The 16450-nt window shown below is 67.9% G+C and carries 12 protein-coding genes and 3 pseudogenes; 5 read left to right on the top strand and 10 right to left on the bottom strand.

The window, feature by feature from the left end; genetic code table 11:
- The first annotated feature begins 115 nt into the window (after positions 1–115).
- Positions 116–667: a hypothetical protein gene (locus tag ACZ7M3_RS38985; RefSeq protein ID WP_472069918.1), complete on the top strand. Its 552-nt coding sequence runs from the start codon at positions 116–118 to the stop codon at positions 665–667.
- An 87-nt stretch (positions 668–754) separates the two neighbouring features.
- Here ACZ7M3_RS38985 and ACZ7M3_RS38980 read toward each other — a convergent pair.
- From ACZ7M3_RS38980 to ACZ7M3_RS38970, 3 genes and pseudogenes are all read right to left on the bottom strand, one after another.
- Positions 755–1243: pseudogene (locus ACZ7M3_RS38980) on the bottom strand (transposase); the annotation flags it as partial.
- 548 nt (positions 1244–1791) lie between these two features.
- Positions 1792–2124: a transposase gene (locus ACZ7M3_RS38975; RefSeq protein WP_472069944.1), complete on the bottom strand. Its 333-nt coding sequence runs from the start codon at positions 2122–2124 to the stop codon at positions 1792–1794.
- Positions 2125–3192: 1068 nt separating this feature from the next.
- Complete coding sequence (locus tag ACZ7M3_RS38970; protein WP_472069916.1) at positions 3193–3771, bottom strand: hypothetical protein; 579 nt, start codon at positions 3769–3771, stop codon at positions 3193–3195.
- Positions 3772–4073: 302 nt separating this feature from the next.
- Between ACZ7M3_RS38970 and ACZ7M3_RS38965 the strand changes: the two are divergent.
- Positions 4074–4967: pseudogene (locus ACZ7M3_RS38965) on the top strand (IS5 family transposase).
- On the opposite strand, the gene ACZ7M3_RS38960 reads toward ACZ7M3_RS38965, so the two are convergent.
- Positions 4959–5387: a DUF5959 family protein gene (locus ACZ7M3_RS38960; RefSeq protein WP_472069914.1), complete on the bottom strand. Its 429-nt coding sequence runs from the start codon at positions 5385–5387 to the stop codon at positions 4959–4961. The pseudogene ACZ7M3_RS38965 and the gene ACZ7M3_RS38960 sit on opposite strands and share 9 nt — an antisense overlap.
- 556 nt (positions 5388–5943) lie before the next feature.
- Between ACZ7M3_RS38960 and ACZ7M3_RS38955 the strand changes: the two genes are divergently transcribed.
- Positions 5944–7386, top strand: a complete 1443-nt coding sequence (locus ACZ7M3_RS38955) for an NF041680 family putative transposase (protein ID WP_472069942.1) — start codon at positions 5944–5946, stop codon at positions 7384–7386.
- Positions 7387–7714: 328 nt separating this feature from the next.
- Here ACZ7M3_RS38955 and ACZ7M3_RS38950 read toward each other — a convergent pair whose 3' ends face one another.
- From ACZ7M3_RS38950 to ACZ7M3_RS38930, 5 genes and pseudogenes are all read right to left on the bottom strand, one after another.
- Positions 7715–8713 carry a sugar phosphate isomerase/epimerase family protein gene (locus ACZ7M3_RS38950; RefSeq protein ID WP_472069912.1) on the bottom strand — a complete coding sequence of 333 codons (999 nt, stop codon included), beginning with the start codon at positions 8711–8713 and terminating at the stop codon, positions 7715–7717.
- A 34-nt stretch (positions 8714–8747) separates the two neighbouring features.
- The gene (locus tag ACZ7M3_RS38945; protein ID WP_472069910.1) at positions 8748–9944 is read right to left on the bottom strand and encodes a Gfo/Idh/MocA family protein; all 1197 of its coding nucleotides are present in this window, start codon (positions 9942–9944) and stop codon (positions 8748–8750) included.
- Between the two features lie 97 nt (positions 9945–10041).
- Positions 10042–10899 (bottom strand): sugar phosphate isomerase/epimerase family protein, encoded by an 858-nt coding sequence (locus ACZ7M3_RS38940; protein ID WP_351297725.1) that lies wholly within the window; start codon positions 10897–10899, stop codon positions 10042–10044.
- Positions 10900–11007: 108 nt separating this feature from the next.
- Positions 11008–11166 (bottom strand): annotated as a pseudogene (locus tag ACZ7M3_RS38935) (ABC transporter permease); the annotation flags it as partial.
- Positions 11167–11171: 5 nt separating this feature from the next.
- Entirely contained in the window at positions 11172–12200 is a 1029-nt protein-coding gene (locus tag ACZ7M3_RS38930; RefSeq protein WP_472069908.1) for a substrate-binding domain-containing protein, read from the bottom strand.
- 461 nt (positions 12201–12661) lie between these two features.
- On the opposite strand from ACZ7M3_RS38930, the gene ACZ7M3_RS38925 reads away from it, so the two are divergent.
- The gene (locus tag ACZ7M3_RS38925; RefSeq protein ID WP_472069906.1) at positions 12662–13672 is read left to right on the top strand and encodes a LacI family DNA-binding transcriptional regulator; all 1011 of its coding nucleotides are present in this window, start codon (positions 12662–12664) and stop codon (positions 13670–13672) included.
- A gap of 381 nt (positions 13673–14053) precedes the next feature.
- On the opposite strand, the gene ACZ7M3_RS38920 is transcribed toward ACZ7M3_RS38925, so the two are convergent.
- A complete protein-coding gene (locus tag ACZ7M3_RS38920; protein WP_472069904.1) occupies positions 14054–14752 on the bottom strand; it encodes a LuxR C-terminal-related transcriptional regulator in 699 nt (232 codons plus the stop codon).
- Positions 14753–14984: 232 nt separating this feature from the next.
- On the opposite strand from ACZ7M3_RS38920, the gene argG reads away from it, so the two are divergent.
- Positions 14985–16433, top strand: coding sequence for an argininosuccinate synthase (argG, locus tag ACZ7M3_RS38915; protein WP_355311054.1), 1449 nt, complete (start codon positions 14985–14987; stop codon positions 16431–16433).
- Positions 16434–16450 lie beyond the last annotated feature (17 nt).

The following is a 16450-nucleotide window of genomic DNA, read 5'->3' as shown; positions in this document are numbered from 1 at the left end:
TCGAGTGCGGCTCGTTCCTCGTCCGACAGTGTCAACTCGGCCTTCGGCCGCCCCGTCCGTGCCATAGAGCAAGCCTATACATCTGAACAGAATTCTCGACTCAGAACACTAGGGCATGTGTCGGAAGTGCTCTAGGTTGGCTGGCGTGAGTGGGTGGGGGCGGAGCTATCGATATGTCGGACCGGTCGAGCTGAAGGCTGCGGTCCGGCTTGGTGACGGCGGGCGTCGGATCGGCTCGGCGGGTGACTTCGGTGGCTGGATCGAGGAGCAATCGGCGGCGGAGCTGGCCGAGCCGTTCACCTTCGTGGTCGGTATGGACAGTGTGCTTCGGCTGGCGCCGCGGCGTAGCGAGCACGTGGCCTGTGCCGGCGGAGACATGGTTCTGAGTGCCGGCGAGATCAGCTTCATGCGCGAGGCAGACCGGTGGGCCGTGAGCGAGGTCAGTAACCAGTCCACCGGGTACTGCCCGGACGTCAGCTCCTGGGTGGAGGTCGCCCGTGCTCTGGACGCTGTCGAGCTCCGGCGGCCTTCCGGCTTCACCCACGAGGTTGTATTCCGGCGGTGCCCCGGCTGCCAGGAGCACAACATCGTGCGTGACGACGACTTCGTCTGCGTCTTCTGCGGCAGCGATCTGCCTGCGGCGTGGAACGTGGATCCCACCGCGTGACGGCCGTGGGTCACAGCCACTCGTTGAATGGCAGCGACGAGCACAGTCGCCTCGTAACGGACGGCGAGCTTGATGCCCCTATGGATGTCAAACAGCGGCTCCGGCGGGACCTGTCTGGCCAGTCGGAGAGTTGCCCGGGGCGATGAGTCGATAGAGCTCGCGTGCGACGTAGCGCTTGAGACAGCGAATGATGTCTCGCCGTGTCTTGCCCTCGGCCAGGCGTCGTTGCATGTAGCTGCGGATGCGGTCGTCCCAGCGCAGACGGCTGAGGACGATCCGATAGAGAGCGGCGTTCGCCTGTCGATCGCCCCCGCGGTTCAACCTGCGCCGCTGTGTCTTCCCGGAAGACGCCTCGACCGGGCTGGTGCCGCATAGGGCCGCGAAGGAAGCCTCGCTGACGAGTCGTTCAGGGTTGTCGCCGGCCGAGATGAGCAGGGCGGCGGCGCTGTCCGGGCCGACCCCGCGGACTTCCAGCAGGCCCGGCGTGCTGGCCTCGACAGCCTTGGCCGCCTGCTTGTTCAGATCGTCGATCTCCTCGGTCAGGTGCCGGACGCGGCGGGCCAGCAGCCTCACCGACGCCCAGTCGCGGCGCACGACATCCTTCTCGTCCTACCTGCTGGCCGCGACACCCGCCCTGCGTGCGTTGGACCCTTGCGGCGGGCTTGTGCGAACCGTCTGGCGCCAGATCCACCTCCTGCGTGACTTCCGTCCGGACCAACCACACCGCTACCGGATGCCCTACCAGGTGATCGCCCAGTACATCAGCGAGTTCGCCGCGTTCGCGGCGGCATGGATGGCAACTATCCACCTCCTTCAGGTCCTTCTGGCCTGGGGAAGTATCTGGTTCATCAGCTGGCTCGGCGTCGGCACCGCATGGGAGGCAACGGCGATCCGCGGGTTTCGGACCACTGCCCGAGATCTGCTCACGCCCACCAAGTGGGTCGCACCGATCGTCGGCACCGCGCTCTGGCTCTTGTGCCTGCCCGGTGCATGGTGCTCCTCGAACGGCCTGACCACCTACTGGCTCCCGTCCCTGCTCGGACCTTCCACGTTCCCAATCGTCCTGATCTGCCAGATCGTCTTCATCGCCCTGCTCGCCATGGACTTCTCCCGACGACTCAGGTTCAGCGATCCCACTCGCTACTTGGGCCCAGCCGCGCTGATCCACGTAGGCACGGGTTCGGGTGTGCCAGCGCAGGCGGGCCGGGACGATGGTGTAGGGGGCGGAGTTGGCCTGGCGGTCGCCGTCTGCGGCGCGGGGTCTTGCCGGACGATGCTTCGACGGGGCTGGCGCCGCATAGTGCCGCGGATGACGCCTCGTTGCCCGTCCGGTCGGGTTTATCGCCGACTGCCGTCAGCAATGCGGCGGCGGTGTCCGGGCCGACGCCATGGAGATCAAGTAGCTTGGGTGTGCAAACCTTGACCGCTGTGGTGAGCCGGGCCGTTCGGTCGTTGATTTCCTCGGTGAGACGCAGGATCCGCCTGGGCAGGATCCGGAGCCTGTGGCGGGCTGCCGTCTTCGGACTGGTGTCTTGCGCGGGACGCAGTTACGAACATCGGCGGATGAGCTTGGGAAGAACTCCTCGGCCACGCCCACATCGGCGTCGCCGCCTCCGTCTACGCCTACGTAAGCTCCGCTTCCAACGGCAAGCCATCGACACCCTCAACCGACAGAGGACATTACGGGCGAGCCGGTCGGACCGATCAGCGACCATAGACCACTGACGAATCGAGTTCAGTAGTCGGCCGGATTAGGAATCCGAAGGTAGCGCGCCACAAGCTCGCTGTCGCTCTCGTACACCAGAAGCCGCAGTTCGTCGCCGTCGCTGGCCCGGTAGTTGAATACCTGCATGCCAGGTCGCCAGCTGGCGCTGCGCACGGCACGCCCGCCGACCGGTAGTCGCAGTGGCCGCCGAGCCGGACGCTTAAAAATGGCACCGCCTGTGTCAATGCTGAGCTTTCCGTACATGAAACGACTACGGCCCAACCCCCGCCGCCAAGAGATCCGACAGGGAATAGGGATGTTTCCACCCCGCTCAGATCTTTCTGCGCGCCGAGCCGACCGTTTCGCAATAACTGCTCTGAATATGGGAATTATGAGTACAGCGATCAAGGCGAACGAGGCAAATTCCAGCAATGAAATCACCCTCCTAAATTGGTTTAGGCCACGATGACGGGCTGCGGCGCTTGGATGACAAAGACTCGGTGGCCTTGGTGCCTTCGGTGAAGTGGGTGAGCTCGCCTTCGGTGTCCCAGGTGAAGGCACGCGCGATGCTGGTGAGGCCGTAGCTGTTGGTGGTGTTGCCCTGCTCGTCGTACGAAAGGGTCCCAGCTTGGCCAGATCTCCGACAGCACCTACGAAACCGAGCATGAACTCCTTCTGTGTCCACATCCGGCCTCGCTCCTGCACATTCAGTTCGTCGTAAGACATGTATGCGCATATTGCGTGCTGCAGCAGGTTTTCGAGGCTCAGCAGACCCCGGCCGGACGTCGTCCGGCTGGGGCCTGCTTGAGTGTCAGCGGATTCAGGGCTGACGCGCCTCTTCGTGCAGTCGGTCACGTGCGGCCCTCAGCAAGCCCTGCGACCACTCCGCACGGGTGATTCCCTCGGGCAGTCTGGTCAACTCGGCGTGGCTGGCGCCCAGGGCGCGGGCGATCGCCTCCACCGCGAGACCCTGCATAAGATCGTCGTTGTACTCACCGCGGCCTTCCTCGGCGAGCTTCAGCAGGGCGCGGAGGAGTTCGGCGTCGAACCCGTTGTGCAGGATCGACCCAGCCCCCGAGACCGCGGCCATGAACACGTCGTCATCCAGGTCCCACTCGGGGGATCCCAGCAACTCCAGGATCTGCTTCCTGTACTTCGCTCCGACTCTCCAGTGCGCCGTGAGCACCTGTACGGCAAGCGCCGAGACCTCGGGATCCTGGGGGTAGATCAGATACGTGGCGATCAGCGGCTCGTAGGCCGGGCCGCCCGCACGGGCCACCGCGTACAGCCGCTGGTAGAGCTCCCGGCCGGCCTGGCACTTGGTGACGGCTTGGGCGATCTGCTTCACCTCCTGTGGCGGGATGGTGCCGTCCTTCGCCCGTGCGATCAGCTGCCGCACATATGCATCATGCGCCACTGTCATGCTCCACTCACTTGATTCTGGGGACGAACTGCTCGGAGAAGTCCAGCGTTCTGCTGGCCCGCCCCAGGTCGGCGACGAGAAGGTCTCGCATGGCGCCACTCGTCCCACGGCGGGCCAACTTCCTGCTGCGGCTGCGGCTGCGGCTGCGGCTGCGATTTGATTGATTAGGCCACCCTGGGCGTTGCGAACCTCGTCGACATGATCCCAGGGGACACCGCTCGCCTTCCGCTTAGAACTAACGAAATGATCTTCGAGGTGGTTGGATCACTCCGGGACTGATGATCTGGGGGTATGGGGCGGCTCGGTCAAAGCCGTGGCATGTCGATGACGAGCTGTGGGCGGTGATCGAGCCGCTGTTGCCTCAGGTCGCGCGTCGGCCCCGGCATCCAGGGCGGAAGCGGCATCCGGACCGACTGGTGTTCCAGGGCATCCTGTTCGTGCTGCATACCGGGATCGCCTGGGGACACCTGCCGCAGGAGCTCGGATTCGGCTCCGGGATGAGTGCTGGCGCCGCTTGGCCGAGTGGACCGGGGCCGGCGTGTGGCCCCGACTGCATGAGGTTCCCCTCGCCAAGCTCCGCAGCGCGAATGCTCTGGACTTTTCCCGTGCGGCGGTCGACGGCTCCCACATCCGGGCGTTAAAAGGGGAGCCAAGACGGGACGAAGCCCTGTTGACCGGGGTAAGACGGGCAGCAAGCACCACTTGATCACCGACGCCACCGGCATCCCGCTCGCCGCCACCCTGACCGGCGGGAACCGCAATGACGTCACCCAGCTCATCCCGCTGCTCGAAGCCGTGCCGCCCGTGCGGGGCAAGCGCGGCCGGCCCCGGCGCCGTCCCGATGTCGTACTCGGCGACCGTGGCTACGATCACGACAAGTACCGCCGCCTCGTGTGGGACCTCGGCGTAGAACCGGCGACCGTGGCTACGATCACGACAAGTACCGCCGCCTCGTGTGGGACCTCGGCGTAGAACCGGTGATCGCCCGCCGCGGCACCGAGCACGGTTCCGGATTGGGCACCCAACGCTGGGTCGTGGAGCGCGCCTTCGCCCACCTGCACTGGTTCCGCCGCCTGCGGATCCGCTGGGAGATACGGGACGACATCCACGAGGCTTTCCTCACCCTTGGATGTGCGCTCATCTGCTGGCGGCGGCTTGTGTCCCTACGCTGAGAGCATCGGAACCCAGTGCTTCATCAGCTGGTGCAGACGCTGTCGATGGTCGGCGATCCAGTCGTCGGGCAGGGCGATCGGCACGCGCACGGTGACCATGGATCCTGACTCGTCCTCTACGACCACCTCCGGACAGTCACGCTCGCCAGTGAGTTGGATGAAGATGGACGCTCCCCTGCTCATCTCCATCCAGGCGACATCCTCGCCAGCGTCGAGCCTGTTCAGTGCGTCGGACCAGCTCTCCAGCTTCGAAACGGACAACGACAGGTAACAGCGGCCGGACACGAAGGGCGTCCCGACGACGATCTCTGCATCGAGCCCGGCAGCCCACCTGGCGTTACGCCCCAGGACGTTGACGGTGACGCTGTTCCCCTCGTCATCGGCGAGGGAGATGAGCTCCCTCGGAGCGATGTCGCCCATAGCTTCCCCTTCATCGGCGAGTACCGAGAGATCGTCGCCCCGCCGCAGTGCAACCGCCACCCCATTTCGTTAGGGGTTCTTAGCTTGTTCTTTAACTACCGTCGGTAGCTGCTTCGACTAGCTTCACGAGGGGCGCCAGGATCTGTGGCAGGTCGTTCTCGGAGGCGAGCACCGGTTGGTCCTGCCAGGTGTGCTCGGTTCCGGAGTCGATGAAGAGCAGTGAAGTGGCACCCGATTCCCAGAGGAACACCATCCCCGTGCGCTCGTCTGATTCCAGTGTGAGGCTCACTGCCGTGGCCTTCGGCCGCCCTCGCGACGGGGTTTTTGGGACGGGCTGCTTCACCGCAGAGCTGATCCCACGAGAGCGAAGCTCGTGTTCATGTGCGGCATGCCAGTCCTTAAGCCACTGAGCGATCTCTGACATTGCGCCCCCAAGTGGGCCTCGAACGGCCGTCGAACTTGATCGTAAGCCCGACAATCACCGGACGCAGGAACGGCCTTCGTCTGATCATGTGCTCCGACCAAGGTGCACGTGACCAAGACGAAGGCCGTGAGGGTGAGTCTGCTGCCTGTTGCTGTCCGGAGGGAAGCGTTCGCGGAAGCGTCAGCCTTCCGGGGTGAGTTCTATGAGTGTCTGACCGCTCGGCGCGACGAGTTGTTCGAGCTGGTGGACGCGGTGCTGTGTGCGGACGGGGCGGTGAAGTCGCCGGTGGACTTGACGTTACTGCCCGAGCATCGTCGTGGGCACGGAGCGATGTACGGCGGCTTGAACCACGGCCGGATCGACGTCAATCGGCTGCGGACGGTGCTGGCCGGGTTGTCGCTGCCGCGTTTCGACGGCGGGCGCCTGGTCCTGGCGGTCGATGTGTCGCCGTGGCTTCGTTCGGACGCGCCGTGCTCAGCGGAGCGGCTGTTCTGCCACGTCTACGGCCGTGCGAAGACGGCGTCTCAGTTCATTCCGGGCTGGCCCTACTCCTTCGTGGCCCTGCTGGAGCCGGGCGCCACGTCCTGGACCGGGATCCTGGACGCGGTCCGGCTCGGCCCGGCGGACGACGCAACCGCGATCACCGCTGACCAGCTCCGAGGAGTAGTTGAGCGGCTCATCACCACGGGCCAGTGGCAGGCCGGGGACCCGGCCATCGTGATCGTCAGCGACGCCGGCTACGACGTCACCCGCCTGGCCTGGGTCCTGCGCGACCTGCCCGTCGAGCTGGTCGGCAGGGTCCGCTCCGACCGCGTCATGCGTCTGCCGAAACCACCCAGGACGCACGGCGTCAACGGCCGACCGCCCAAACACGGACCGGAATTCCGCTTCACCAAGCCGGAGACCTGGCCCGAGCCCGCGATCACCACGGTCACCGACACCACCAACTACGGCAAGGCAAAAGCCCAGGCATGGGACCGGGTCCACCCCCGACTCACTCACCGTTCCTCATGGCTCGACCACGAGGGTGAACTCCCCTTGGTGGAGGGCACGTTGGTCCGTTTGGAGGTCGAGCACCTGTCGAAGGAACGGGACGCTCCGCCGGTGTGGTTATGGTCTTCGAAGACCGGCGCCACCCCCGATGATGTGGACCGTTTCTGGCAGGCATTCCTCCGCCGCTTCGATCTGGAGCACACCTTCCGCTTCGCGAAGCAGACCCTCGGCTGGACCACCCCGAAACTCCGTACTCCCCAGGCGGCGGACCGCTGGACCTGGCTCCTGATCGTCGCTCACACTCAGCTCCGGCTCGCCCGGCCCCTCGCCGTGGACCTCCGCAGGCCCTGGGAGAAACCCACCGCCTCCGGCCGGCTCACCCCGGCCCGGGTCCGCCGTGGGTTCAGGAACATCCGCGCCCACCTTGCCTGCCCGACCCGTGTTCCCAAACCCCGAGGTGTCGGCCCCGGACGGGCACCCGGCGCCAAGAACAAGAAACGGGCACCCCGCTACGACGTCGGCAAGACCGTCAAACGTCCCGACACCCTCAAGGCCATCGGCAAGCCTGGAAGATCCTGGTAGATAAAAAACAAGCTTAGTGGTCGTCTCGTTTGGCTCTCCAGGCGACGTGGGGGGTGTCCGTGACTGTTGGGGTAGTCAGGGCTACATGCCGCGCTCCGGCCCGCTCCGGGGCTCTGGCCGTTCGCCGGCGGCCATCGGAAGTCGACGCAGTTGTACCGGGCCGGGATAGAAGGCTGAGGTGTTGGGGCCAGCCATGTCTTCGCCGATGAGGTAGCGGTAGAGCCATTCGGCGAAGCTCATCTCGTACTGCGCCCAGCCGCCTTCCCCGTCTTCGACCAGTGCTTGAAGAACCAGGCGTACTTGTCGAACTTCGCGGCGCGAGGCGGAGCTACAGGGCGGCCGCGGCGCCCTGCAGGTTCTTGGCGGCCAGTGCCAGTCCCTCGGTCTGGGAGTAGGTGGCGTCCTCGTGTTCGATGTTCACGGCCATGTCCGGGTCGATCTCGACGAGGGCGCGCAGGAACTCGGTCCAGTAGGCGACGTCGTGTCCGACGCCGACGGCGACGAACTTCCACGCCGGGTTCTCGGGCCAGGCGTTGCACCAGAACCCGTAGCCGGTCGACACCTTGCCCGGCGCGTCGGCGGGCACGCGGGTGAACGATGTGTCCAGCACGCCGCGGATGTCGGCGCCGGGGCAGAGCGTCGCGTCCTTGGCCGCGGCGTGGAACACCAGCGGACCCAGCCACTTGATGCAGGCGACGACGTCCATGCCCTGCCACATCAGATGCGAGGGGTCCATCTCCGCGCCCACGTTCGTCGCGCCGGCCTCGTCGACGAGCCGCTTCAGGGTGACCGGGGAGAACACCAGGTTGTGCGGGTGCATCTCGATGGCGACCCGGACGTCGTTCTCCCGGGCCAGTGCGTCGATCTCCTTCCAGAACTCGACGGCCACGCCCCACTGGTAGTCCAGGACGTCCATGTAGACGCCGTCCCAGGGGTTGACGACCCAGGACGGGTACTTGGCGTCGGGGTCAGAGCCCGGCGTGCCGGACATGGTCACCACGTGCCTCACACCGAGCAGGCCGGCGAGGCGGATGGTGCGGCGCAGGTCGTCGGCGTGCTTCGGGCCGACGCCGGGGAGCGGGTTGAGCGGGTTGCCGTTGCAGTTGAGGCCGGTCAGCTCCATCCCGCGGTCGGCGAAGGTCGCCAAGTACTCCTCGCGCGCGGTGGCCGAGGACAGCAGCAGGTCGACCGGGCAGTGCGGGGACGGAATGAAGCCGCCGGTGTTGACCTCCACGGAGGTCAGGCCGTTCTCCTTGAGGAGGTCGAGAGCCCCGGTGAGGGGCCGGTCGTGCAGACAGGCGGTGTAGGCGCCGAGCTTGAGGGCCATGTGTGTCTCCTTGGATGCGGGTGGGGGCGGGCGGTCAGGCGGCGGGCGGAACCGTGACGGCGGCGCCACCGTCCAAGGAGGACTCGACAACGGCCCGGATGATCTCCATGGTCCGCAGCGCGTCGGCGAAGGTGGCGCAGGCCGGCAGCGGCTCGGCGACGCCCGCGACCTGGTCGAGGAAGGCTCGGGCCTGGTAGGTGAAGTTGTCGGCGTTGCTGGCGCCCACACCCGGAGCCTCCATCGGGACCCCGCCCGCGAAGTACGGCAGCTGCGGGCCGACGATGATCTGGCGCGCGCCTCGGGTACGAGCCTCGGGCTGGGCGTCGTCGAAGAGGTACTCGGCGGGCCGGTGCTGGTCGAACGCGGCGCGGCCACCGATGCCCAGGATGTCGAAGGACAGCCCGTTGGGCAGGCCGAAGCCGGTGCGTGTCACCGAGAAGGTGCCGACGAGACCGGACTCGAAGCGGGCGGTGAAGGACGCGGTGTCCTCGTTCTCGACCTCACCGAACTCCTCGGAGATGGGAGCCGCGTTGTGTCCCACGACCGCGCCCAGCGGCAGGGGCCGCTTGGGGATCTGCGTCGACAGCGAGGCACCGGAGACCGAGGCGATGGGCCCCGCGACGTACTCGGCGGCGTCGATGACGTGCGAGCCGATGTCCCCGAGCGCACCGGAACCGAGGCCGCCCTTGAACCGCCAGCTCAGCGGCCCGTTGGGGTCGGTCGCGTAGTCGCACCAGTAGCGGCCGCTGAACAGGGTCGGGTCACCCAGCTCGCCACGCCGGACGTGCTCGCGGATCGCGGCGACGGCGGGGGAGCGGCGGAAGGTGTACCCGACGGCGGTCACGACCTCGGCGGAGCGCTCCAACTCGGCCATGGCGCGGGCGTCTTCCAACGACCCGGCAAGCGGCTTCTCGCACAACACGTGCTTGCCCGCGGCGACCAGTGCCTCGGCGATCGGTCGGTGCAGCGCGTTGCCGACGACGATGCTGACGGCGTCGATCGTAGGGTCCTCGGCGACGGCCTCCCAGCTCGGGAGTGCCTTCTCGAAGCCGTAGCGGCGGGCGGCGTCCTCGCCGAGTTCTACGTTGGCATCGGCGATCGCGGCCAGCCGGACCGGCGGCAGACCGGCGCCGAAGACCGTGTTGACGTTGCGGTAGCCGGCGGCGTGGCTGCGGCCTGCCATACCGGCGCCGATCACCGCGACGGAGAGGGGTTTGGCGGACGTGGACATGGGGGTGCCTTTCTCAAGGAAGGTTCGCAAGGAAGGTTCACGAGGAAGGAATGTCAGCCCGCCCCCGGGACGTTCGTGCCGGGGCGGTCATGGTCCGTCAGGACCAGGTGGCCAGGTACTCGTCGATCTTCTTCCGCATGAGGACGGAGGACTCCTTGGCGCGTTCTTCCCAGGCGAAGACACAGGCCGTGAGGGTGCCGTCGAAGCCGTTCGCGCGCAGCTCGCGGAAGAGTTCGTCGAAGTCGACCTCGCCCTGGCCGATGTCGAGGTGCTGGTGGATCCGGGCCGACGTGCCGGGCGGGTTGAGGATGTAGCGGTTGCCGGAGGACGCGGTGTGGTCCAGGGCGTCGGCGAGGTGGACGTGGGTGAGCAGGTCGCCGGCGTACTGGATGATGCCGGGAGCGTCGTTGCCGATGTGGAAGGTGTGCGGGGCGCAGTACAGGAAGCTGACGTTCGGGTGGTTGATGCCGCGAATCAGGTTGATCGCGTCGTGGCCGTTCTCGATGAAGTCGTCGGGGTGCGGCTCCAGGGTGAGGCGGATGCCCTCCTGCTCCAGGAGCGGCAGCAGGTCGTCCATCGACTTCCAGAACTGGGCCTCGCTGCGGTCCGGATCCTCGGGCCGGCCGTTGAGCTCGGAGATCATGCTGTCCACGCCGAGATCGGCGGTGATCCGGATGGCGCGCTTCCAGTAGCGGACGGCGGCCTGCCGGGCATCCTCGTCCGGTCCCGACCAGCGGAACAGGGGCAGGACGGAGGAGACGCCGACGCCCGCCGAGTCCAGTGCCTTGCGGAACTTCCGTACGGTCGCGTCGTCGACGCGCGGGTGCCGGAAGAAGGGGATGAAGTCCTCCCGGGGGGAGAGTTCGATCCATTCGTAGCCCAACTCGGCCACCACAGCGGGTAGTTCGAGGAGCGGTACGTTGCGGATCATGTAGGGATCGAGGGCGATCTTCACGCGAGTGTGCCTTCCGGTCACGGGGAGACGGTCGAGCGTTGGGGCAGGATGTCTTCCGTCCAGCGGCGGTGCCTGGAGGTGGGCGGAGGACGCCCGGGGTTACCCGCTCAGGGAGTGCACGAGTACGTCGGTGCCGCCGAGGAGCACGCCGTCCTCGGGCCGGGCGAGCAGCCGCAGTGTCAGGGAGCGCTGCGCGGTCTGCCCGTCGGTCTCCTTGGGGCCGGGGGCCGGCGGTGTGGTCACCGCCGGCTCGGCCTGCTGGGCCATGGTCCTCACCGGGTGCCCTTCGCGGCGAACTGGGCGACGGTGTCGACGTTGGACTTGTCGACGAAGGCCGGGCCGGTCAGGATCGGCTGCTCGCCGCCGCCGCTGTAGTTGCCGTTCGTCTTGTAGAGCCACAGCGAGTCGACGGCCAGGTAGCCCTGGAGGTAGGGCTGCTGGTCGACGGCGAACTGGATGCTGCCCTTCTCGATGGCGGCGATGAGGTCCTTGTTGAGGTCGAAGGTCGCGACTTTCGCCGTGCTGCCGGCCTCGGACGTCGCCTGCGCGGCCGTCAGCGCGAACGGGGCGCCGAGCGTGACGATCTCGTCGATGGACTTGTCCTGCGCGAGCTTGGCGGTGATCGTCGACTTCACGGACGGCATGTCGGTGCCGTTGACGTAGAGGTTGTCGGTCTTGCCGCTGAAGGTCTTCTTCACACCGGCGCAGCGCTGTTCCAGGTTGATGTCCCCCTGGGCCTGCACGACGCACAGGGCGTGCTTGGCGCCGGTGTCGTTGAGCTTGCTTCCGAGCGCCTGGCCGGAGACGGACTCGTCCTGACCGAAGAACGAGAGCAGACCCTGCTTCTTCCATTCGGACAGGCCGGCGTTGAAGCCGACGACCGGGATGCCGGCCGCCTCGGCCTTGGCGACCACGGCCTTCATGGCGTCGGGCTTGGCGAGGGTGACCGCGATGCCGTCGACCTTCTGGTCGATCGCGTTCTGCACGAGGTTGGCCTGGTCGGCGGCGGTCTCGTCGTTGGAGTAGACGAGCTTGACGTTGTCCTTGGCGGCGGCGGCCTCGGCACCCTTGCGGATGGTGTCCCAGAAAGTGTCGCCGGAGGGTGCGTGGGTGACCATGGCGATCGTCATGCGGGGGGTGTCGGCCTTGCCGGCCGACACCGCGGCCCCGCTCTCCGCGGACTTCTTCCCGCCGGAGCTGCTGGAACAGCCGGCGAGGGTGAGAGCGGCCGCGGCGGCCACCGCCACGGCGGGGGCGATTCTGCGGAAACGGGGAGAACGGGGACGGGATGTGTGGCTCATGGCGCGTGCACCTCGCTGTGCAAGTGAGAGGGAGTGACGGGCAGTGGGCTGCGGATCGACGGCCGCGGTTGGGGCCGGGGAGGTCGCGGCGGCCTCGGTCGTGGTGTGGTGCGCGGGAGAGACCTGCTGCATCGGGTGCGGCGGGTCTTGGAAGCGGGTGGGGTGCCCGGAAGCTGTCGGCAGCCGGACACAGGCCCTCGACCCGGGGGAGTCAGTGGCCCTGGGTGCGATGACCGTCCCGGGGTCGAGACGGTGGGGCGGCTTGGGAACTCGGTCTGCGGGACGGTGACGTGGCCGGTCTCGGAATGCCGGGAGTCGTAGCGGTCCGAGCTGACTTCGTTGGAACGTCAGGACAATTTAAAGCGCTTTAAGTTCTGGTACTATCGGCTCGTTTCGTGAACGTGTCAAGGGTGTTGCCCGAGGAGTTCTGCCGGGAGGTGCGAGTGGACGATGACGCTTCCGTGAGTCGCAGGGACGGCGCGAGCAAACGCCCCCGGCTGGAGGACGTGGCCGCCCGCGTGGGCGTGTCCACGGCGTCCGTCTCCCTGGTGCTGCGTGGTGTGCCCGGCCCCAGCGAGCGCACCCGGCAACGCGTCCTGAAAGCCGCCGCCGATCTCGGTTACCAGGTGGACCGCACTGCCAGTCTGCTGGCCAGCAGACGCACCCGGCTGCTCGGCGTCATGGTCGACATTCACAGCCCCTTCCACGCGGATCTGGTCGAGCACCTCCACACGGCCGCCGAAGAGGTCGGCTACGACCTCGTCCTCAGCACCCAGACCCGCACCCGCGACGAACACACCGCCGTCGAGACGCTGCTGGCCTTCCGCAGCGAGGCCCTGATCCTGCTCGGCCCGACCGCCTCAGGGGACGCACTCGCCGCGCTGGACCGCAAGGCTCCCGTCATCGCCGTCGGCCGCCGGATCGCCGACGCCGACCTCGATGTCGTCCGCTCGGCCGACGACGACGGGGTCGGCCAGGTGGTCGACCACCTGGTGGACCTCGGCCACCGCGCGATCACCTACGTCGACGGCGGCAAGGGTGTCATCGCCACCGACCGTCGCCGCGGCTACCGCGCCGCCATGCGCCGTCACGGCCTGGACGCGCACATCGGGGTTCTGCGCGGGGACAACACCGAGGCGGCCGGTGAACGTGCCGCCCGCCAGCTGCTCGACGGCGCCGAACTCCCCACCGCCATCGTCGCGTTCAACGACCAGTCCGCCATCGGCGTCCTGGCCGCTCTGTCCCGTGCCGGGGTCGCCGTCCCGGGCGAGGTGTCCGTGGTCGGCTACGACGACGACGCCCTCTCCCGACTGAGCTGTTTCAATCTGACCACGGTCAGCCAGAGCGCCCGTGAACAGGCCCGGCATGCGGTGGTCGCCGCGGTGGAGCGACTGGACCAGGGCCGCACCGAGTCCCGCGAGGTCGTACTGATCCCACGGCTCGTCCTGCGTGGCACCACCGGGCGTGTCTGACAGGCGGTTTGGGGTCGCGGCGGCCTAGGCCCTGTCGTCACATTCCCGTCTGCCTCGCGACGCCATGCACGCGCCCCCAGGTTCTCGGCTTCGCTCGAACAGGGAGGGACCCCCTTCGCCGCACCGGGCGAAAGCCCAAGTACATCCAGTACGAGGACTTTCGCCCGGCACGCCGAGAGCACGCTCCCCCAAGCTCTCGACTCCGCTCGAGCAGGGGGGACCCCCATGACGCCGCAGGGCCCGCCCTTCGGGCGGACGACGGGAGTTCGACGACAGGACCTGGTTCGGGGCGCGGCGCGAAGCGGAGGCGTGACCTACGTGGAGTGGCACCGCGACGCGGACCGGCTCGCGGAGTCGGCGGCCTTGCGGCGCGGGTCGGCGTCAGGCGGCCGGTCGCACCAGGCCCGACTCGTAGGCGAAGGCCACCGCCTGCACGCGGGCGCGGGCGCCGATCTTGGCGAGGATGTGGCTGACGTGTGACTTGACGGTGGTCGGCGCGATGGACAGCCGCGCGGCGATCTCGGCGTTGGACCAGCCGGAGGCGACGGCGGTGAGGACGTCGCGTTCCCGCTCGGTGAGCATGTCGAGCCCTGTCTCCTGCTCGGCGGTGCGGGCCGGGCGCTCCTGGCGGACGGCGTCGATGAGCGCACGGGTGACGCTGGGCGTGGTGACGGCGTCTCCGGCGGCCACGATACGGACGGCCGCGGTCAGTTCGTCGGGGGTGGCGTCCTGGGGGAGGAACCCACCGGCTCCGGCGCGCAGTGCCGCGTAGGCGTACCCCTCGTGGCTGCTGGGGGTCAGGACCAGTACGCGCGGGGGGCGTCCGCCGACCCTGACGGTCTCGGGTGCCGGAAGCGGGGTGAGGGGCCGGGTGATGCGGCGGATGGCCTCGACGCCGTTCGGATCGGCTGCGTGGGTGCCCATCACGACGACGTCGGGACCGAGCGCGACGCTCATGCGGACCGCCTCGGCGCCGTTCGTCGCCTCGCCGACGACGGTCAGGTCGGGCTCGGCCGCCAGAAGCATGTGCAGACCGAGCCGGTGCAGGGACTGGCTGTGCACGACGAGTACGGAGGTCATGACGGGCGCCCTTCGTGAGGATGGGGGCGAGCGCCGACGTGGGTCGGGTGTCCGCCACCGCACTCCCTGTGAACGAAACGGTTTCGTTCACTTCGGTGTCATCAGCCTAGCTCCGGTGCTATCGAAACGGCATCGTTTCCTTTGTGGCCTCGGTCACTTCTCGACTCGTGGGGCGCCGGACCGTATGTGGGATGGCCTTGCATGACCATGCGGGATGTTGCATAATCTTGCCATGTCCAAGGTCCTCACTTCCCTCCCCACCGGCGAGCGCGTCGGCATTGCCTTCTCCGGCGGGCTCGACACTTCGGTCGCCGTCGCCTGGATGCGCGACAAGGGCGCCGTCCCGTGCACGTACACCGCAGACATCGGTCAGTACGACGAGCCCGACATCGCCTCCGTGCCCGGCCGTGCCACCGCGTACGGCGCCGAGATCACCCGGCTCGTCGACTGCCGTGCCGCGCTGGTCGAGGAGGGGCTGGCCGCGCTCGCCTGCGGTGCGTTCCACATCAGGTCGGGCGGGCGCCCGTACTTCAACACCACGCCGCTGGGGCGCGCCGTGACCGGCACGCTGCTGGTGCGGGCCATGCTCGAGGACGGGGTGCAGATCTGGGGCGACGGCTCCACGTTCAAGGGCAATGACATCGAGCGGTTCTACCGGTACGGGCTGCTCGCCAACCCGCACCTGCGGATCTACAAGCCCTGGCTCGACGCGGACTTCGTCACGGAGCTCGGCGGCCGCAAGGAGATGTCGGAGTGGCTGCTCGCGCACGGGCTGCCGTACCGGGACTCGACCGAGAAGGCGTACTCCACGGACGCCAACATCTGGGGCGCCACGCACGAGGCCAAGACCCTGGAGCACCTCGACACCGGTATCGAGACGGTCGACCCGATCATGGGGGTGCGGTTCTGGGACCCGTCGGTGGAGATCGCCACGGAGGACGTGACGGTCGGCTTCGACCAGGGTCGTCCGGTGACCGTCAACGGCAAGGAGTTCGGCTCCCCGGTCGACCTCGTCATGGAGGCCAACGCGATCGGCGGCCGGCACGGCCTCGGCATGTCCGATCAGATCGAGAACCGGATCATCGAGGCCAAGAGCCGCGGCATCTACGAGGCCCCCGGCATGGCGCTGCTGCACATCGCCTACGAGCGTCTGGTCAACGCGATCCACAACGAGGACACCGTGGCCGCGTACCACAACGAGGGCCGGCGGCTGGGTCGGCTGCTCTACGAGGGCCGCTGGCTGGACCCGCAGGCGCTGATGGTGCGCGAGTCGCTGCAGCGCTGGGTCGGCGCGGCGATCACCGGTGAGGTGACCCTGCGGCTGCGGCGCGGCGAGGACTACTCGGTCCTCGACACCCGGGGCCCGGCGCTCAGCTACCACCCGGACAAGCTCTCCATGGAGCGGACCGAGGACTCGGCGTTCGGCCCGGTGGACCGCATCGGCCAGCTCACCATGCGGAACCTGGACATCGCCGACTCCCGTGCCCGTCTCGAGCAGTACGCGGCCCTGGGCCTGGTCGGCAGCGATCACCCGACGCCGATCGGCGCCGCGCAGGCGGCCTCGACCGGTCTGATCGGCGCCATGGACGAGGGCGGCGCCGAGGTGATCGCCTCGCGGGGCGAGGCCACGGACGAGGAGACGATGCTGGACCGCGCCGCGATGGAGTCCGGCACGGACTGACGCAGGTCACCGGTCGT

Source organism: Streptomyces sp. NPDC111656 (assembly GCF_055656965.1).
This window is presented reverse-complemented; position numbering and strand designations above follow the sequence as displayed.

Bases quoted from the DNA above. Each gene is read 5' to 3' on its own strand.
- ACZ7M3_RS38985 (WP_472069918.1), top strand. From the start codon at position 116: ATGTGTCGGAAGTGCTCTAGGTTGGCTGGCGTGAGTGGGTGGGGGCGG.
- ACZ7M3_RS38960 (WP_472069914.1), bottom strand. From the start codon at position 5,387: ATGGGCGACATCGCTCCGAGGGAGCTCATCTCCCTCGCCGATGACGAG.
- ACZ7M3_RS38950 (WP_472069912.1), bottom strand. From the start codon at position 8,713: ATGGCCCTCAAGCTCGGCGCCTACACCGCCTGTCTGCACGACCGGCCC.
- ACZ7M3_RS38945 (WP_472069910.1), bottom strand. From the start codon at position 9,944: ATGTCCACGTCCGCCAAACCCCTCTCCGTCGCGGTGATCGGCGCCGGT.
- ACZ7M3_RS38930 (WP_472069908.1), bottom strand. From the start codon at position 12,200: ATGAGCCACACATCCCGTCCCCGTTCTCCCCGTTTCCGCAGAATCGCC.
- ACZ7M3_RS38920 (WP_472069904.1), bottom strand. From the start codon at position 14,752: ATGACCTCCGTACTCGTCGTGCACAGCCAGTCCCTGCACCGGCTCGGT.
- argG (WP_355311054.1), top strand. From the start codon at position 14,985: ATGTCCAAGGTCCTCACTTCCCTCCCCACCGGCGAGCGCGTCGGCATT.